At 30.3% G+C, this 16,843-nt stretch carries 19 protein-coding genes and 5 tRNA genes; 6 read left to right on the top strand and 18 right to left on the bottom strand.

Going from position 1 to position 16,843, the window contains the following annotated elements:
• Position 1: 1 nt before the first annotated feature.
• The 14 genes from rplA to CQA69_RS06145 all read right to left on the bottom strand — a co-directional run bounded on the left by rplA (position 2) and on the right by CQA69_RS06145 (position 6,237).
• Positions 2 to 703 (bottom strand): 50S ribosomal protein L1, encoded by a 702-nt coding sequence (rplA, locus tag CQA69_RS06210; protein ID WP_137620929.1) that lies wholly within the window; start codon positions 701 to 703, stop codon positions 2 to 4.
• 57 nt (positions 704 to 760) lie between these two features.
• Positions 761 to 1,186 (bottom strand): 50S ribosomal protein L11, encoded by a 426-nt coding sequence (gene rplK, locus CQA69_RS06205; protein WP_137620928.1) that lies wholly within the window; start codon positions 1,184 to 1,186, stop codon positions 761 to 763.
• 25 nt (positions 1,187 to 1,211) lie between these two features.
• On the bottom strand, positions 1,212 to 1,745 hold the full coding sequence (gene nusG, locus CQA69_RS06200) for a transcription termination/antitermination protein NusG (protein ID WP_137620927.1): 534 nt from the start codon (positions 1,743 to 1,745) through the stop codon (positions 1,212 to 1,214).
• 14 nt (positions 1,746 to 1,759) lie between these two features.
• Complete coding sequence (gene secE / locus CQA69_RS06195) at positions 1,760 to 1,939, bottom strand: preprotein translocase subunit SecE (protein WP_137620926.1); 180 nt, start codon at positions 1,937 to 1,939, stop codon at positions 1,760 to 1,762.
• A gap of 18 nt (positions 1,940 to 1,957) precedes the next feature.
• Positions 1,958 to 2,033 (bottom strand) — tRNA-Trp (locus tag CQA69_RS06190).
• A gap of 12 nt (positions 2,034 to 2,045) precedes the next feature.
• A complete protein-coding gene (rpmG, locus tag CQA69_RS06185) occupies positions 2,046 to 2,204 on the bottom strand; it encodes a 50S ribosomal protein L33 (RefSeq protein WP_137620925.1) in 159 nt (52 codons plus the stop codon).
• A gap of 61 nt (positions 2,205 to 2,265) precedes the next feature.
• Positions 2,266 to 3,465 (bottom strand): elongation factor Tu, encoded by a 1,200-nt coding sequence (gene tuf / locus CQA69_RS06180; protein WP_137622495.1) that lies wholly within the window; start codon positions 3,463 to 3,465, stop codon positions 2,266 to 2,268.
• 71 nt (positions 3,466 to 3,536) lie between these two features.
• A tRNA-Thr gene (locus tag CQA69_RS06175) sits at positions 3,537 to 3,611 on the bottom strand.
• A 92-nt stretch (positions 3,612 to 3,703) separates the two neighbouring features.
• Positions 3,704 to 3,780, bottom strand: a tRNA-Gly gene (locus CQA69_RS06170).
• Positions 3,781 to 3,786: 6 nt separating this feature from the next.
• Positions 3,787 to 3,872, bottom strand: a tRNA-Tyr gene (locus CQA69_RS06165).
• A gap of 51 nt (positions 3,873 to 3,923) precedes the next feature.
• Positions 3,924 to 3,999 (bottom strand) — tRNA-Thr (locus CQA69_RS06160).
• A 148-nt stretch (positions 4,000 to 4,147) separates the two neighbouring features.
• Positions 4,148 to 4,885, bottom strand: coding sequence for an amino acid ABC transporter ATP-binding protein (locus CQA69_RS06155; protein WP_137620923.1), 738 nt, complete (start codon positions 4,883 to 4,885; stop codon positions 4,148 to 4,150).
• A 1-nt stretch (position 4,886) separates the two neighbouring features.
• Positions 4,887 to 5,543 (bottom strand): amino acid ABC transporter permease, encoded by a 657-nt coding sequence (locus CQA69_RS06150; protein WP_137620922.1) that lies wholly within the window; start codon positions 5,541 to 5,543, stop codon positions 4,887 to 4,889.
• Positions 5,536 to 6,237, bottom strand: coding sequence for an amino acid ABC transporter permease (locus CQA69_RS06145; protein ID WP_137620921.1), 702 nt, complete (start codon positions 6,235 to 6,237; stop codon positions 5,536 to 5,538). The genes CQA69_RS06150 and CQA69_RS06145 overlap by 8 nt, the downstream gene beginning before the upstream one ends.
• Before the next feature lie 487 nt (positions 6,238 to 6,724).
• Here CQA69_RS06145 and CQA69_RS06140 point away from each other — a divergent pair, with 487 nt between their 5' ends.
• Complete coding sequence (locus CQA69_RS06140) at positions 6,725 to 7,129, top strand: DUF4879 domain-containing protein (RefSeq protein WP_171000349.1); 405 nt, start codon at positions 6,725 to 6,727, stop codon at positions 7,127 to 7,129.
• 605 nt (positions 7,130 to 7,734) lie between these two features.
• Positions 7,735 to 8,115 carry a truncated hemoglobin Ctb gene (gene ctb, locus CQA69_RS06135; RefSeq protein ID WP_137620919.1) on the top strand — a complete coding sequence of 127 codons (381 nt, stop codon included), beginning with the start codon at positions 7,735 to 7,737 and terminating at the stop codon, positions 8,113 to 8,115.
• On the opposite strand, the gene recG is transcribed toward ctb, so the two are convergent.
• From recG to CQA69_RS06120, 3 genes are read right to left on the bottom strand one after another with little or no spacing between them, the layout of a single operon-like run.
• Positions 8,112 to 9,935 (bottom strand): ATP-dependent DNA helicase RecG, encoded by a 1,824-nt coding sequence (gene recG / locus CQA69_RS06130; RefSeq protein WP_137620918.1) that lies wholly within the window; start codon positions 9,933 to 9,935, stop codon positions 8,112 to 8,114. The genes ctb and recG overlap by 4 nt on opposite strands.
• On the bottom strand, positions 9,925 to 11,145 hold the full coding sequence (locus tag CQA69_RS06125) for a M16 family metallopeptidase (protein ID WP_137620917.1): 1,221 nt from the start codon (positions 11,143 to 11,145) through the stop codon (positions 9,925 to 9,927). The genes recG and CQA69_RS06125 overlap by 11 nt, the downstream gene beginning before the upstream one ends.
• The gene (locus CQA69_RS06120; protein ID WP_137620916.1) at positions 11,145 to 12,191 is read right to left on the bottom strand and encodes a dehypoxanthine futalosine cyclase; all 1,047 of its coding nucleotides are present in this window, start codon (positions 12,189 to 12,191) and stop codon (positions 11,145 to 11,147) included. Before CQA69_RS06120 ends, CQA69_RS06125 begins: the two co-directional genes overlap by 1 nt.
• A gap of 76 nt (positions 12,192 to 12,267) precedes the next feature.
• On the opposite strand from CQA69_RS06120, the gene CQA69_RS06115 reads away from it, so the two are divergent.
• Entirely contained in the window at positions 12,268 to 13,455 is a 1,188-nt protein-coding gene (locus CQA69_RS06115; RefSeq protein WP_137620915.1) for an MFS transporter, read from the top strand.
• Between the two features lie 21 nt (positions 13,456 to 13,476).
• On the opposite strand, the gene nusA is transcribed toward CQA69_RS06115, so the two are convergent.
• Complete coding sequence (nusA, locus tag CQA69_RS06110) at positions 13,477 to 14,565, bottom strand: transcription termination factor NusA (protein ID WP_137620914.1); 1,089 nt, start codon at positions 14,563 to 14,565, stop codon at positions 13,477 to 13,479.
• A 123-nt stretch (positions 14,566 to 14,688) separates the two neighbouring features.
• Between nusA and CQA69_RS06105 the strand changes: the two genes are divergently transcribed.
• Genes CQA69_RS06105 through CQA69_RS06095 form a run of 3 tightly spaced genes read left to right on the top strand, consistent with a single transcriptional unit; the run spans position 14,689 to position 16,842 of the window.
• Positions 14,689 to 14,931, top strand: a complete 243-nt coding sequence (locus CQA69_RS06105; RefSeq protein WP_137620913.1) for an HP0268 family nuclease — start codon at positions 14,689 to 14,691, stop codon at positions 14,929 to 14,931.
• Positions 14,928 to 16,229: a tRNA (N6-isopentenyl adenosine(37)-C2)-methylthiotransferase MiaB gene (gene miaB, locus CQA69_RS06100; RefSeq protein ID WP_137620912.1), complete on the top strand. Its 1,302-nt coding sequence runs from the start codon at positions 14,928 to 14,930 to the stop codon at positions 16,227 to 16,229. The genes CQA69_RS06105 and miaB overlap by 4 nt, the downstream gene beginning before the upstream one ends.
• The gene (locus CQA69_RS06095) at positions 16,213 to 16,842 is read left to right on the top strand and encodes a lysophospholipid acyltransferase family protein (RefSeq protein WP_137620911.1); all 630 of its coding nucleotides are present in this window, start codon (positions 16,213 to 16,215) and stop codon (positions 16,840 to 16,842) included. The genes miaB and CQA69_RS06095 overlap by 17 nt, the downstream gene beginning before the upstream one ends.
• The last annotated feature ends 1 nt before the right edge of the window (position 16,843 follow it).

Below are 16,843 nucleotides of genomic sequence, written 5' to 3'. Positions count from 1 at the left end.
TTTATTTCATATCAAGTAATTCTTGCACTTCAAGTTTTACCGAAGGACTCATTGTTAAAGATAGGGCAGCATTTTTAATATATCTACCCTTTGCTGCAGCCGGTTTATGTTTATTTATAGCTTTAATAAAAGTCGAAACATTATCCCATAATTGTTCTTTAGAAAAGCTTACCTTTCCAAGACCTGCATGGATATTTCCTTGCTTATCGACTCTAAAATTTACTTGTCCGCTTTTAGCATTATTGACAGCTTGTGCAACATCCATTGTTACTGTTCCAGTTTTTGGATTTGGCATTAAACCTTTAGGACCTAAAATTCTACCCACTTTACCCACAAGACCCATTAAATTTGGAGTTGCAATCAATACGTCAAAATTCATATTTCCTTTTTGAATTTCTTCTACCAAATCATCACTTCCAACAATATCCGCACCCGCATTTTTAGCTTCATCAGCCTTTGCGTCTTTTGCGATAACAGCAACACGAACTTTTTTACCTGTACCGGCAGGAAGAACCACAGATCCTCTTACCATCTGATCTGCATGTCTTGGATCGACATTAAGTTTTAATGCGATTTCTACAGTCTCATCAAATTTTGCTGATTTTAAATTTTTAACTGTATCAATCGCCTCTTTTACATTGTACTCTTTATTAGAATCAATTTTTTGTAATAATTCTTTTAATCTCTTTGATATTTTAGCCATTTTATCTTCTCCGCATTTTTAAAGTGCTACCGCCTTTTACCTTGGCGGTGAAAGGAATTAATCTACAATTTCAACACCCATAGAACGAGCTGAACCAGCAATGATTTTTGCTGCTTGATCTCTATCTTTGGTATTAAGATCTGCAATTTTTTTATCAACAATTTCTAAGACTTGAGCACGAGTTAATTTACCAACTTTGTTTTTAAGTGGATTGTCAGCTCCCTTAGAAATTCCTGCCGCCTTTTTAATTAAATCCGTAGCTGGCGGTTGTTTTGTAATAAAAGTAAAACTTTTATCTGCATAAACAGTGATGACAACAGGTATATTAAAACCTACCATATCTTTTGTTCTTTCATTAAAAGCTTTACAAAACTCCATAATATTAACACCTTGCTGACCCAAAGCAGGCCCAACAGGAGGCGATGGGTTTGCTTTTGTCGCAGCAATTTGTAATTTAATTTCGCCTACAACTTTCTTAGCCATAACAAATCTCCTTAAATTTTTATAATTAAATTATTTTTTCAACTTGTGAATACAAGATTTCTACTGGAGTTGAACGTCCAAAAATAGAAACATTTAATTTTAACAAACCTCTAACCATATCATATTCTTCTACTATAGCAGTAAAATTTGCGAATGGACCTTCTGTAATTCTTACGTTCTCGCCCTCCTCAAAAGAAATTTTTGGTTTAGGGGCTGCGCGATTGCGAACTTTTTCCAAAATTAAATTAATGTCTTTCTCGGTTAAAGGAGTTGGTTTTTTTGATTCTCCAATAAAACGTCCAACTTTTGGAAGAGATTGAATTCTGTGCCAAAGTTCTGTATTTAAATCAAGATGCGCAAACACATATCCAGAATACAAACTTCTTTCAGTAATCTTTTCTTTTCCATTTTTAAATTCAATAACGTCTTCTGTTGGAACAACTATTTCTTTTAGTCTATCCTCAATGCCGTTATCTTTTACTAAGTTTTCAATAGCTCTTTTTACAGCCATTTCGCTTCCAGCATAAGTTTGAATTGCATACCATTTATGAGTACTCATTTAATTAATCCATCCTATACAAATATAGAAACAATAGAAGACATAATCCAATCCACTAATGCCAAAAACAAAGAAATCACCGTAACCACGATAAAAACCATGATATAAGCATTTCGAACTTGTTCTTTCAAAGGAAAAATAACTTTCCTTAATTCAATCTTTGATAATTTAAAATAAGTTATCAATTTTTCCATTTATTCAAACCTCAATTATGGCAGGGCAAGAGGGACTCGAACCCCCAACCTGCGGATTTGGAATCCGACGCTCTACCGTTGGAGCTATTGCCCTAAAAGCTTAATCTTAGCTTTTTAGTTTAACTTCCTTATGAAGCGTATGTTTTTTTAACCTTGGGCAATATTTTTTCAACTCTAATTTTTCAGTGGTGTTTTTGCTATTTTTGTAAGTGCTATAGTTAATATCACCACATTCTTCACATTTTAAACCTATCTTAATTCTCATCACTTTTCCTCAAAAAATCAAAAAAGTCAAGCAATCTATTGCTTGACTTTTGTAAAGTTATTTATTTTATAATTTTAGATACAACTCCAGATCCAACGGTTTTACCACCTTCACGGATAGCAAAGCGAGTACCTTCTTCAAGTGCTACTGGTGCAATCAAGCTTACTGTAATTCTTACATTTTCACCCGGCATAACCATTTCAACACCATCAGCTAATTTGATTGATCCTGTAACGTCTGTTGTTCTAACATAAAATTGTGGTCTATAATTATTAAAGAATGGAGTATGTCTACCACCTTCATCTTTATTTAAAATATAAACTTCAGCTTCAAAATCAGTATGAGGAGTAATTGATTTTGGCTTAGCAAGAACCATACCACGAATAACTTCTTCTTTTTTGGTACCACGAAGAAGAACGCCTACATTATCTCCTGCTTCACCTTGATCCATTTCTTTTCTAAACATTTCAACGCCAGTTACAGTTGTTGTTTGCGTATCTTTAATACCAACAATTTCAATTGTATCACCTACTTTTACAACACCTTTTTCAATTCTTCCTGTAACAACTGTACCACGACCTGAAATTGAAAAAACATCTTCAATAGGCATCAAGAAATCTTTTTCTGTATCACGAGTTGGAGTTGGAATATAGCTATCAACTGCAGCCATAAGATCTAAAACTTTTTTAGACCATTCACCATCTTGTCCAGCTTTAGCTTCTTCAAGTGCTTTTAAGGCAGATCCTGAAATAATCGGAGTATCATCTCCTGGAAAATCATAAGAACTTAATAATTCTCTAATTTCCATCTCAACCAACTCTAAAAGTTCAGCATCATCAACCATATCCGCTTTATTCATAAAAACAACAATATATGGAACACCTACTTGGCGAGAAAGCAAAATATGCTCTCTAGTTTGAGGCATAGGGCCATCTGCTGCAGAAACAACAAGAATTGCACCATCCATTTGAGCTGCACCTGTAATCATATTTTTAACATAGTCAGCGTGACCAGGACAATCAACGTGTGCATAGTGGCGATTTTCTGTTTCATATTCAATATGAGAAGTCGCAATAGTTATACCACGTTCTTTTTCTTCAGGAGCATTATCGATATTATCATAATCTTTAAGCTCTGCCAAACCTCTTCTTGAAAGAACAGCAGAAATAGCAGCTGTTAAAGTAGTTTTACCATGATCAACGTGACCGATAGTACCAATATTTACGTGTGGCTTATTACGTGAAAATTTTTCTTTAGCCATTTTTTTCCTCCAATATAAAATAAATGTAAGCAAAACCAAGTCTATATTTATAATCTTTTCAATAAATTTTATGGAGCTCATAGCGGGAATTGAACCCGCGACCTCTCCCTTACCAAGGGAGTGCTCTACCTCTGAGCCATACGAGCGCTCAGAAACTACCAAAATACAGACAACTGAAAACAATTTAGGGAATATACTGTAAGTTATTATTAAAAAATACAGCTCCCAGTTTAACTTTTGGAGCGGGAAACGGGACTCGAACCCGCGACCCTCAGCTTGGAAGGCTGATGCTCTAGCCAACTGAGCTACTCCCGCAAAGCATGGTGGTGAGTCGTGGATTCGAACCACGGAAGGCGAAAGCCAGCAGATTTACAGTCTGCCCTCGTTGGCCACTTGAGTAACTCACCATATAAAATATCACTATCTTGTAATATTCTGGTCAAACACTGTTAATACAATGGAGCTGGTTAAGGGACTTGAACCCCCGACCTGCTGCTTACAAGGCAGCTGCTCTACCAACTGAGCTAAACCAGCATTATTCTCAAAAAATTTTAAAAATTAGGATTATATCTTAAAAAAAATGTTTTGTCAAGAATAAAAATAGCTTCTTAAGCTACAAAACTACAATAATTTTTTAGTAATTATTTTTCTTTCTTGTGCTATAAAAACAATATGCTTAAAATTACTTGTGATAATCAAACAAATTTAAAAATTTCTTTGCTCTTTCGCTTTTAGGATTTTCAAAAAAATCACGAGGATTGTTTTCTTCAACAATTTCCCCATTATCCATAAAAACTATTTTATCAGCTACTGCTTTAGCAAAACCCATTTCATGTGTAACGATTAACATAGTCATTCCATCTTTTGCCAAATTTAACATAACCTCTAAAACCTCACGAACAATTTCAGGATCAAGTGCTGCAGTTACCTCATCAAAAAGCATAAGTTCTGGATTCATACAAAGACTTCTTACAATAGCAATTCTTTGTTTTTGACCCCCGCTTAATTCTCTAGGAAAAGCGTCTATTTTATGAATTAATCCTACTTTTTCAAGCCATATTTTAGCTTCTTCTAATACCTCTTCTTTGGATCTTTTTTGCACTTTTAAAGGTCCTAAAAGTATATTATCTTTAACGCTTAAATGCTCAAATAGTTCATAAGATTGAAATACCATTCCTACTTTTTGACGCACTCTTGTCCAATCTTTAAAATTCTTATCAATTTCATCATTGCCAATCTTTATAATTCCATCTGCAATTTCTTCAAGCCCATTAATACATCTTAAAAAAGTGGATTTTCCGCAACCACTTGGCCCTAAGATTACCACGACTTCTTTTTGTTTTACTTCTAAATTGATATTTTTTAAAGCATGATGAGTTCCATAATATTTTTGCAAATTTGTTACTTTTAAAATACTCATTTTAACTCCATTTTTTTTCTAATTTTTTAGAATATAAAGTAATAGGATAACAAATTAAAAAAAAGATAAAAAAGATAAAGCCATAAATAACAAAAGGGGCTAAATCATTTTTATTATTAAACTCGATAATTTGTTGGCCTACTTTTACAAGCTCCACACTGCCAATTAAATACGCAAAAGTTGTACTTTTGATCATACGAGTAAGCAAATTCATACTTACAGGAGTAAGACGACGAAAGGCTTGTGGAATAATAATATAAAAATACGCTTGAAATTTATTTAAACCCAAGCTTTTAGCACTCTCATATTGATGTCTTGGAATACTCTCTAAAGAAGAACGAACTAAATCCATCATCTCAAAGCTTCCCCAAATGCTAAATACAATAATAGCAGAAGCTATACTGCTTAAATTAAACCCGAGCCATCTTGAAAAACCAAAATACACTATAAAAAGCCAAACCAAAAGTGGCATAACTCTTACGAATTCTAACATAAAGCGGCATAAAATATAAATATAACGATTTTTAAGACTCATTAAAATTCCTAAAAAAAGGCCAAAAAAAGACGTGATTATAATACTAATTATAGAAATTTCAAGCGTAACAAATAGACCTTGCCAAAGGCGATTTAATGTGTCTAAATTTAATAAATTAAGCATTTGAAAGCCTTTTTTCTACAAAAAACAAAATAAGTGAAATAGGTAAAATAATACACAAATAACCCATAAATAAAAGAAACAAAAGCTCATCTGTTTTGTAAGTTAAAGAATTTAAATCTTTCATCGCTGTAACCAAATCAGGTAAAGCTATGATACTCACTACTGAAGTTTCTTTGATTAAAAAAATGATATTTGCACTAATGCTTGATATCGAAACAGCTAACATTTGAGGTAAAATAACATAACGGAAATTTCCTAATTTTGTAAAACCCAAAGAAAGCCCTGCCTCAAATTGCTGTTTTCTAATAGCTTCAAATCCTGATCTAAAACTCTCTGCCATATAAGATCCACCTAAAAAACTAAGTCCTACAATCGCACAAGCAAAAGCTGGACGCAAGGTTTCATCAACACTTAGACATATTAAATTTAAAGGCGGAATTTGATCTAGATGAATATTAAATTTTGGTAAAGCATAATAAAGAAAAAAAAGTTGTATCAACAAAGGAGTATTTCGAGATAATTCTATATAAATTTTGCAAATTTGTTCAATAAATTTAACTCTAAAATAACTCATTAAAATACAAAATAATCCTATAATTATAGAAAATACTATACCAAAAAAACTCAATTTTAAAGTAAGCCAAGCAGCTATCATAAATACACTTGAATTGTTTATTATAAAATTTAAATCCATTTTTATCCTAAGAATATATTATTATAAAAATCTCAATTAATTTTAAAAACCCTAATTTTATCCTTTTTAACTTAATAAAATCTGGATTATTAAAATTAGAATTGATTTTTAATATTTTATTGAATGCTAAAAATTAATTTTTAAAATTATAAAAATCAAAAAATAAATTAAAGATTTTTAATTTTATAAAGAATTATACTTAAACCCGCTAAAAATTTTTCTATTTTGGAACGAAAATTGCTTGTTAAATTTTTAGAGTTTTAAATTCTAAGATTTTCAATCAAAGAAGCAAAGATGGTTAAAAAATTAATCTTAATTAGGTATTTTAAGTTGCTCTTTAGCTTTTGCTATAGACGCTAAAACTAGTGCTGATTTTATCAAAGGCAAAGAAAAGATTACTCGCAATGGTATTAATATTTATTTAGAGCCAAATTCTCCAAATAAACAAAAATATCTTAGTGGGGAATTTGATAAATCTTTGGAAGCAATGAAAAAAGCTTATAAGGCTAATAAAAACAATAAGGCAATGAGAGCTCCTGCTCCTCCTGTAAGTGAGGTTCAAATCTTAGAAATTGAATCTACCCAAAGTGGCTATGAACGTGTTTTTGGTAAGACAATAACGGACAAAGATCATGGAGGTAATTATTTTTTAGTTTCAACAGGTGTAACAGGCTATGGTGGTGGAAGTTATGATAGAGCTAAATTTGCAGGAAATGATGCAGTGCAATTAAGCTCAGATGGAGTAGACTTAACAGGCGATAATATTATCGATGGTTGGCTTGATATTTGGGATATTTCTAAACCTGCTAATTCTAGCGGAAGATTTGAATTTAGTTCTAGATCGATTAATTCACCTTTCAATTCATTAAGCACAAGTATTTATATTAAATAAAAGGACTGTTATGACAATTAATAATTCTTGTAATTCTCTTTACTCTCAAGTTAATAACCTTGAGAGTGAGGCACATTTTCAAGCTAGGAAAAATCGGAGTATTGATTATTTAAGTAAGTTATTACAATCTTTATAAGGAGATTACAATGCAAGTAAATTCTACTACACGAATACTTTTTATTCGCAAATTAATTCCAAGAATAAAAAATCAGATGAAGAAATTTCAAGTTATAAAGATGTGGAAAATAAGCTTTTAAGATTGTTTAGAGATAAGATGAGTTGTTTAGAATTGAGTGTGCTTCCTTAACGGCATCTTTAGTTGAAGCTTGCAAAAGACATTAGAACTAATCTTTTAAGTGTAACTAAAAGGATATAACAAAAAAGGTTTAAATCGACGCCAAAGAAGAAATTGAAATCAACAAAGACATTTTAGCTTTAAAAACAATCTTAAAAAAGGGCGGGGGGGGGGATTCAAAACTCACAAAAGAACAAAATCAAGCTTTAAACAATAAAGCTTACGAAATTGATTTATTTCAATAAACTTTTTAATTCACATTTTATTCTTTTTTTAATAATATTCTTAAAATACCCTTGGGAGAATTTATATGAAATTTGACACAATTAATCAAGAAAATATTGCAACTTTAATGGAAATATTTTATGAAAAAATAAGAAAAGATGAAAATCTTGGCCCTATTTTTAACAAAGCTATTGGAACAAGCAACGAACAATGGAAGGAACACAAAGCAAAAATAGGAAATTTTTGGGCGGGTATGCTTTTAGGCAAGGGTGATTATAATGGACAACCTTTAAAAAAACATCTCGATCTACCTCCTTTTCCTCAAGAATTTTTTGAAATTTGGCTTAAGCTCTTTGAAGAAAGTTTAAATAAAATATATAATGAAGAAATTAAAAATATGATTTTACAACGTGCAAATATGATAGCTTCTCATTTTCAAAATATGCTTTATCGATATAAACATTAATTTAATATCGCTTTTTCTAAATCCTTTTTTGCTTGTTTTAATATGATTTCATCTTTTGAAAAATCAAAAAATTTAAACTCGTTTCCGTGCTGAAAAAAACCATCAAGTAAATCTCCACTCAAACGATTTTTAAGATCAAGTTCTGCGATCTCAAAACCATCTAAAGTATTTGCAAATTCTTTTAAACGTGTAGGAATTTCTTTAAGCTTTGTATAAAGATAGCAGGTGCTCTTAAGCCCTATTCTTCCTACACGTCCGCGAAGTTGATGCAAGGTAGCAAGCCCTAAACGCTCTGCTCCAACTATCACGATAGTGCTTAGTCTTGGCAAAGAAATCCCAACCTCTACTACAGTAGTACTTAATAAGATGTTTCCTTCATCTCGAAAATGTTCTAAAATTTCATCTTTTTGTTTGTCTTTTCCGTGTGTTATAAAAACTTTTTCATAATGACTTTGCCAATAATCGCCAGCTTGCTCCAAAGAAAGATAAGGGATTTTATCGCTTGGATTAACCAAAGGGTAAATAATAATAATTTGATGGTTTTGTGCAATTTCTTCTTTGATTTTTTCGTTTAATTTTGAAAAATCTTCATTTTGTATGCAAATAGTGGTAATATCTTTTTTAAAAGGCATTTGTTTGATAAAACTAAATTCTAAAAATTCGGATTGTATCATACTTAAAGTTCTAGGAATAGGTGTCGCTGAAAATTGTATAAAATGAGGGGCGAAATCTTTTTTGTTTAAGGTATATATTTTTTGCCTTTGAGCTGAACCGAAACGATGTTGTTCATCAATCATCACTAAAACAGCTTTATGATTTTCTAAATGGATTAAGGCGTGTGTTCCTATGATTAGATTTGCTTTTTCTATTTTTTGAGCTAAATCTTTTTCTTTTTTGCCTCCTTTGATAAATAAAATATTAACAAATTCAGGTAAAAGTCTTTTAGCCTCTTCGTAAAGCTGATTGGCAAGTATGCTAGTTGGTGCCATTAAAATAGCCTGTTTTGGATAAACCATCAAAGCAGCTCCTAGCAAAACTAAAGTTTTTCCACAACCCACATCTCCCATAATCACTCGTCTTTTAGCCTCACTTGAATTTAAGTCTTGCTCTATATCCTTTAAAGCATTAAATTGATCTTGTGTAGGTTTAAAAGGAAGTTCTTTAAGCCAAGCATCTATGTTAAAAACTTCGATTTTGTAAGACTGATATTTTGTTTTCTTAGCTTTTAATCGTCTTAAAAAATTAAAAATTTCAATATACTTTAAATCTTTAAAAAAATATTCTAAATTTTCAAACATTTTAAAACTTTTTTCATCATAAGTGTGTAAATTTAAAAGAAAATTAATATATTTATCACCTATTCCACTTTCTTTTAAATTTTCAAAAGTCAGATACTTTTTTATAAATTCTTGAATTTTTACGTCTCTGATACCTTGAATTTGATATTTTGGAACAAAGCCTTCAAAAGAATTTAAAATTCTAGGATTATTAAAGTGCCACGAATGATTAAAATATGTAAGCTTTCCATTAAAAATAATTTCTTTTCCTGTTTTTAAAATTTTATGATGCCAAGGTCTTGGATGAAAAAAAACAAAAGAAATATTTTTACTCCACTCTTTGCAAAACCCTGTACCAAAAAGTTGATTTCTATTATAATTTACATTTTTTAAAATAATCTTTTGAGTGCAAATTTCATTTTCTTTAGGGAATTTACTTGAATTTAAATTTTCAATCTTTTTAGGCAAAATAAGCGCCAAATCAATAGCGCTCTTTATTTTTAACTTTTTAAAAAGTTCAAAATCGTTTTCTTTAATTTTCATTTTGAATACTAGCAAAACTCATATTTAATATCTCTTTGTGCTGTTTGATATAAGCATTGATTTCTTCAAGTTTTACCTTTTGTATCAAATCTAATTCTTTTTTATAATAACCCTGCTCCAATCCTTGATAATACTCATTAAAAGCTATAGCTAAACGCTTGGACAGACTTTCATAACGCAAAGGAGAAGAACCGATGAGAAAATTTTTAGCTTGAGTAAGCTCATTTGTATCGATACCATGTTTTAAAAAATTTGAAAAAACCTCTTTAACTATTTTTTTAGCTTCAACTGAACTTTCATTTTTAGTTTGCAAATATCCAAAAACTCTAGAATAAGATAAATTTATATCAAGCATCGCATAAGCTGAGTAGGCTAGTCCTCTTTTGACGCGAATTTCTTCCATTACCCTTGATCCAAATCCACCTTGACCTAAAACAAATAAAGCGATTTTAGCTAAATGAATATCCTTATCTTGAAGAGCTGAAAAAAATGGGGTAGCAAAATAAATGTAAGCTTGTTCGCTTTCTTTTCTAATCAGTATTTTATCTTTATTTTTCTTACAAAATTCATATTTTTTGTTTTTACTAAGCATTCCTTTATCGAGCTTATCTAATAAGCAAATTAAAAGTTCTCTAGCCTTTTTTTCTTCAATATCTCCGCCTATAATACACACCAAATTACTCAAGCAAATAGCTTTTTTATAATAGCGATACAAACTCTCTAAAGCAATATTCTCTATACTTTTTTCATCTCCATCGCTAGGACTTTGAAACTCTGGGTATTCAAAAATTTCAGAATTAAGTAAATTTTTAGCCAAATAATCAAAATCACTATTTTTACTCGCTAATTCTCCTAAAACATTTATTTTTAACTTTTTTAAAATTTTCTCTTCTATTCTTGGTTTTAATAACAAATTCTCAAGTTGTTTTATAGCAAATTTAAAATGCTCTTTTAAGCAAGAAAGATTTATTTCTAAACTTTCAAAGCCACTATTTGCTTCTAAACTAATGGCTCTAAATTCCAATTCTTTAAAAAATTTATCATCAACACCCTCGTTTAAAATACGGGAAAACATTTTTGCAAGCCCAGCAATTTCATCATAACTTCTTCCACAATTTTGAAAAACGAGCTTTAAAACAACGATAGGCAAATCTTGATTTTTTTCAAAGATAAAAGGAATTTTTACCCCTTTGCTTTCTAAATATTGCATTAAAATTTCTCCAAAATTTCATAAGCTGTATTGCGTTTTGCAGGATTCTCTCCAAGACTGCGAATAAGTCTAATCATTTCATCTTGATTCATTCTATAACTTGCACCTGCGGCACTGACAACATTTTCTTCCATCATAGTAGATCCTAAATCATTTGCTCCGAATTTCAAAGCAAGCTGCCCTATTAAAGAACCTTGAGTAACCCAAGAGCTTTGTAAATTTTTAAAATTGTCCAAATAAAGCCTTGATAAAGCTAAAAGTCTAAGATATTTATTTGAACTTTGCTTCATGATTTCAGGATGTTTTTTAATCAAAAGAGTGTTTTCGCTTTGAAAGCTCCATAAAATAAAAGCTCTAAATCCTCCAGTTTCATCTTGCAATGTCCTTAAATGTTCTAAATGATCTATAATTTCTTCATCATTTTCAACCGTTCCAAACATCATAGTAGCTGTACTTTTCATACCGATTTTATGAGCTTGACGATGCACTTCTAGCCAAGTTTTAGTATCGCATTTATTTGGAGCTATGATATCACGCACTCTATCACTTAAAACTTCAGCTCCTGCTCCAGGTATAGAGAATAAACCTTTTTTTTGAAGTCTTTGCAAAACTTCTGCTATAGAGATTTTAGATGCTTTGGCAATATAAGCAATTTCAACCGCAGAAAAACCATGGATAGTAATATTTGGGTAATGCTCTCTTATCCAAGAAACAAGCTCTTCATACCATTCTATTTTTAGTTTTGGATGCACTCCGCCTTGAAAAAGAATTTGAGTTCCTCCTATGGCCTCTAATTCTTCAATTTTTTTACCAATTTCTTCAAAACTTAAAATATAGGCATCATCTTCTTTATGATGACGATAAAACGCACAAAAAGAACAATCAATACAACACACATTGGTATAATTTATATTTCTATCCACTACAAAGGTTGTAATTTTTTGGGGATGAAGTTCTATTTTTTTTTGATAAGCCATTTCTCCAAGCTCAATTAAACTCGCATTTTTTAATAAATCTAAAGCTTCTGTTTTATTTAATCTTTTCAAAATTTTTCCTTTTATACTATAAAATTTTAAAATAATTATAGCATTTAAAAACATAAATTATGCTATAGTTTCATTTATGAATTATTTTGATTTATTAAAAAACAATAAAAACATTAGAATTTTAGCTTCAGTTCAATTTATAGTTTATTTTGGTGCTTGGTTTTCTCAAACGGGTGTTTTTACTTTATTGGTCAATCTTAATGCACCCACTTGGGCAATCTCAACTAGTGCTATGCTTGCTTTTTTGCCTGGAGTTTTACTTGCTCCAATTAATGGAGTTATTGTTGAAAAAAACAAACCCAAAAAGCTTTTATTAAGTATGATTAGCATAGAGCTTATCTCTATTTTTTGCCTTACTTTTGTAACAAGTTTAAGTATGCTTTGGCTCTTATTTATTTTAATTTTTATTAGATTGTGCGTTGCATCTATTTATTTTCAAGCTGAAATGAGTTTGCTTGCTAAAATTTTGACTTCGCAAGAGCTAAAACTTGCTAATGAAATGCATAGTGTTATTTGGGCAGTTTCTTATACAGCTGGAATGGCAAGTGCTGGAATTTTTATCGATTTTTTTGGCATAAAAACCGCTTTCTTGTTTGATTGCTGTCTTATTATGATCGGTTTTTTATTTTTAACTAGACTAAATATTCCTGAATTTAAACAAAAAATCCAAAATAATTTTTTCTCAATGATCCAAGAAGGATTTTTTTATATTTTGAAAAATAAAACTATACTTCATCTTATTTTTTTACACGCTTTTGTAGGACTTACAGCTTATGAAACTTTGGTAACTTTACTAGCAAAACATAAATACAAAGAGTTATTATCGGCTGCTTTAGTTATTGGTTTTTTAAATGCAGTACGTGCCTGTTCTTTAGCGTTAGGACCTATTATTTTAAGCAAATTTATCAACAATAAAACCTTGTTTTATCTATATTTAGGACAAGGATTTGGAATTATATTATGGGCTTTGACTCAATTTAATTTTTATATCTCTTTTTTAGGACTCATCGCAGCCGGTTTTTTTACTTCGTCTCTTTGGGCTTATACTTATACTATGATACAAAAAAATTGTAATAAAATTTATTATGGAAGAGTAATTGCTTATACTGATATGGTTTATCTTAGCTTCAGTGCTATAATTTCTCAACTTATGGGATTTTTATTTTATTTGGGTTTAAGCTTAGAAATTATCACATTTTTACTAGGAACTATTTTTATTTTTGCTGCTTTTTATTGGAAATGGTTTAATCAAAAATATCTCTAATTTGAAATATGGTTTTTTATGTTAAATCTTAAACAAGTCTTGTAAATTTTTTAAAGCCTCTTCATTACTTAAAGAATGATTTGATTTGCCACTTTCTAACTCATAAAGTTCTATATCGTAACCACTCAACATACTTGCAAGACGTATATTAATACCATTTTTTCCTATTGCTTTACTTTTTTGCTCACTATTTAAACTTACAATAGCTTTTTTATTTTCAATTTTGACAGAATTGACTATAGCAGGTGCTAAAGCTCTTGTTATTAAAATTTCAGGTTCATTGCTAAATTCAATACAATCAATGTTCTCATTATGCAATTCTTTACTTACCGCATTAATTCTAACCCCTTTCACTCCTACAGTAGCTCCAACTGGATCTATATTTGCTCCATTAGACTTAAGTAGAATTTTTGCCCTTTCACCTGGAATTCTTGCACATCCTACAATATTAACATAACCATCTTTAATTTCAGGAACTTCAGCCTCAAGCAAACATTCTAAAAATTTAGGACTCGTTCGACTTAGTTCCATTTTTATTCCTTTATCTGTATAAACACGTCTTATTACAGCTTTAACAACCTCACCTATTTTAAATTTTTCACCCTTAATGCGATTTTTCCTTGGCAAAAAAGCTCTTAACTCATCGACCTCTATAAAAGTATTTTCATCATTATCGATACGGACAACATTGCCAAAAACTATTTTTCCAACTTTATTTTTATACTTTTCAAAAATAGTTTGTTCTAATAATTTTTGAATATGATATTCTAACTCTTTATGCAATATATTAACTGCAGTTCTACCTAAATTTTCTAATGAACACTCATAAGTAAGTTCATCTCCAACTTCAACATCATGAGCTTCTGTTTTTGCTTTGCTAAGCGCAATGAAACTTTCTTTATTTTCTTCCAATCTTGGATCATCATCTGCTACGATAGTAATTTTTTGATAAAGGTTTAATTTTTTCTTATCTACAAAAAAATCATATTCTTGGCCATAAATTCGCTTAGCTGTATTTACTAATGCTAAAATAACTTTTTCTTTAACACTCTCTAATTCCAATTTTTTTTCATTCGCAATGCTCTCTATAATATCTGCGATTTTTTCCATAATAATCAATACCTTAATTTTGGGATTTATAATAAAGTAGATTAAAAGTATACTTTAAATAAGTTTAATTAAAAGTAAAATTTGATAAGATTACAAATTTATAATGATATTTAAGGAAGTAATATGGATTTAAAATTAGTAAGAAGTTTAGTTAATGAAAAGCCTAAAAATATCAGTCTTAATGCAATTGAGGAGATTGTAAATAAAGAAGGGCAAAAATTTTTTTATTTTGATAAAGAAAATTCTCATAAAAGCCTTATTGCTTTAGTCGAGCATTTTGAAAAAAAAGGATTAAGTGTTTACTATAGAACCATTAAGTATAGCCTAGATGAAAATGACTTTATGTATGAGGTGCATATTCTTTGAGTGCTAAAAAACTTTTTATCCAAACTTTAGGTTGTGCGATGAATGTTAGGGATTCTGAACATATGATCGCAGAACTTACACAAAAAGAGAATTATTCCTTAACAGAAGATATCAAAGAAGCGGATTTGATACTTATTAATACCTGCTCTGTGCGTGAAAAACCTGTGCATAAGCTTTTTTCTGAAGTAGGAAGTTTTGAAAAAGCCAAAAAGAAAGATGCTAAAATAGGAGTTTGTGGATGCACTGCTTCGCATTTAGGCGATGAAATTTTTCGCCGTGCTCCTTATGTTGATTTTGTTTTAGGAGCTAGAAATATTTCAAAAATTACTCAGGCTATCAGCACTCCAAAATTTATTAGTGTAGATATCGATTATGATGAAAGTGAATTTGCTTTTGCTGAATTTAGAAACAGTATCTATAAATCTTATATCAATATCTCTATAGGGTGTGATAAGCATTGCACCTATTGTATAGTGCCTCATACTAGAGGAGATGAAATTTCCATACCTTTTGATATCATTTACAATGAAGCTAAAAAAGCGGTGCAAAAAGGAGCAAAAGAAATTTTTCTACTGGGGCAAAATGTCAATAATTACGGCAAAAGATTTAGAAATGATCATAAAAAAATGGATTTTTCAGATCTTTTAGAAGAGCTTAGCGCTATAGATGGTTTAGAGCGTATCCGTTTTACTAGCCCACATCCTTTACATATGGATGATAAATTTTTAGAAGTTTTTTCCAAAAACCCTAAAGTTTGCAAATCAATGCATATGCCATTACAAAGTGGCTCTACCGAAATTCTAAAAGCTATGAAACGTGGTTATACAAAAGAATGGTATTTAGACAGAGCTTTAAAGCTTAGAGAGTTATGTCCAAATGTAAGCATTTCTACAGATATTATTGTAGCATTTCCTGGAGAAAGTGAAAAAGATTTTGAAGATACAATGGATGTTCTAGAAAAGGTTCGATTTGAACAAATGTTTTCTTTTAAATATTCAAAACGCCCTTTAACCAAAGCTGCAACTATGCCAAACCAAATTGATTCTGAAACAGCTTCAAAAAGACTCTCCATTTTGCAAAATCGTCATAATGAAATTTTAGATGAAATTGTTAAAAAACAAAACGATAAAGAATTTAAAGTTTTGTTTGAAGAATTAAGAGCTAATCATTCAATAGCAGGAAGAACAGATAATAATTTTTTAGTCCAAGTTGAACATAGTGAAGAACTTTTAGGACAAATTAGAAATGTAAAAATCAAAAATGCAAAGCGTATGGTTTTATATGGGGAACTCGTTTAAAATTACTCTTACATCATATCTAGTCTTTATTTTACAATGGATCATTTTTTTAACTTGTAAAAAAACATATAGAGGAAATAAGCTCGATGAAAATCCATATATAATACTTTTTTGGCATGGACGCTTGGCTTTAATGCCCTTTGCTTTTAGGTATTTTAGGCAAAAAAATAAAAAAGCTTATGTAATGATTTCTCATCACAAAGATGGAGAACAAATCGCTAGAATTATTAAATTATTTGGATTAAATTCAGTCAGAGGAAGTACATCAAAAGGTGCTAGTGGTGCATTAAGATCAGCTTTTAAAGTTTTGGATAAAAATGACGATATAGTTATCACTCCAGACGGACCACGCGGACCTTATCATAGTATTTCAGATGGAGCAGTATTGCTTGCACAGAAAAAAAATGTTAAAATAAGGCTCTTAAATTATGAAGCGGAATGTTTTTGGGAATTTAAAAGTTGGGATAAAATGATCTTGCCTAAACCTTTCACAAATTTGATTTATAGGCTTAGTGATCCCTTGGATATTTCAAATTTTGATAAAAATCAAGCTAAAGAATTTTTATTAAATCAGCTTGAAAATATTGAAAAAATGGATAGTTTTAAGGAATAAA

This window comes from Campylobacter estrildidarum (assembly GCF_005406205.1).
GTDB classification, from domain to species: Bacteria; Campylobacterota; Campylobacteria; order Campylobacterales; family Campylobacteraceae; genus Campylobacter_D; species Campylobacter_D estrildidarum.
The sequence above is the reverse complement of the archived record's forward strand: the minus strand, read 5'-3'. Positions and strand labels throughout refer to the sequence as shown.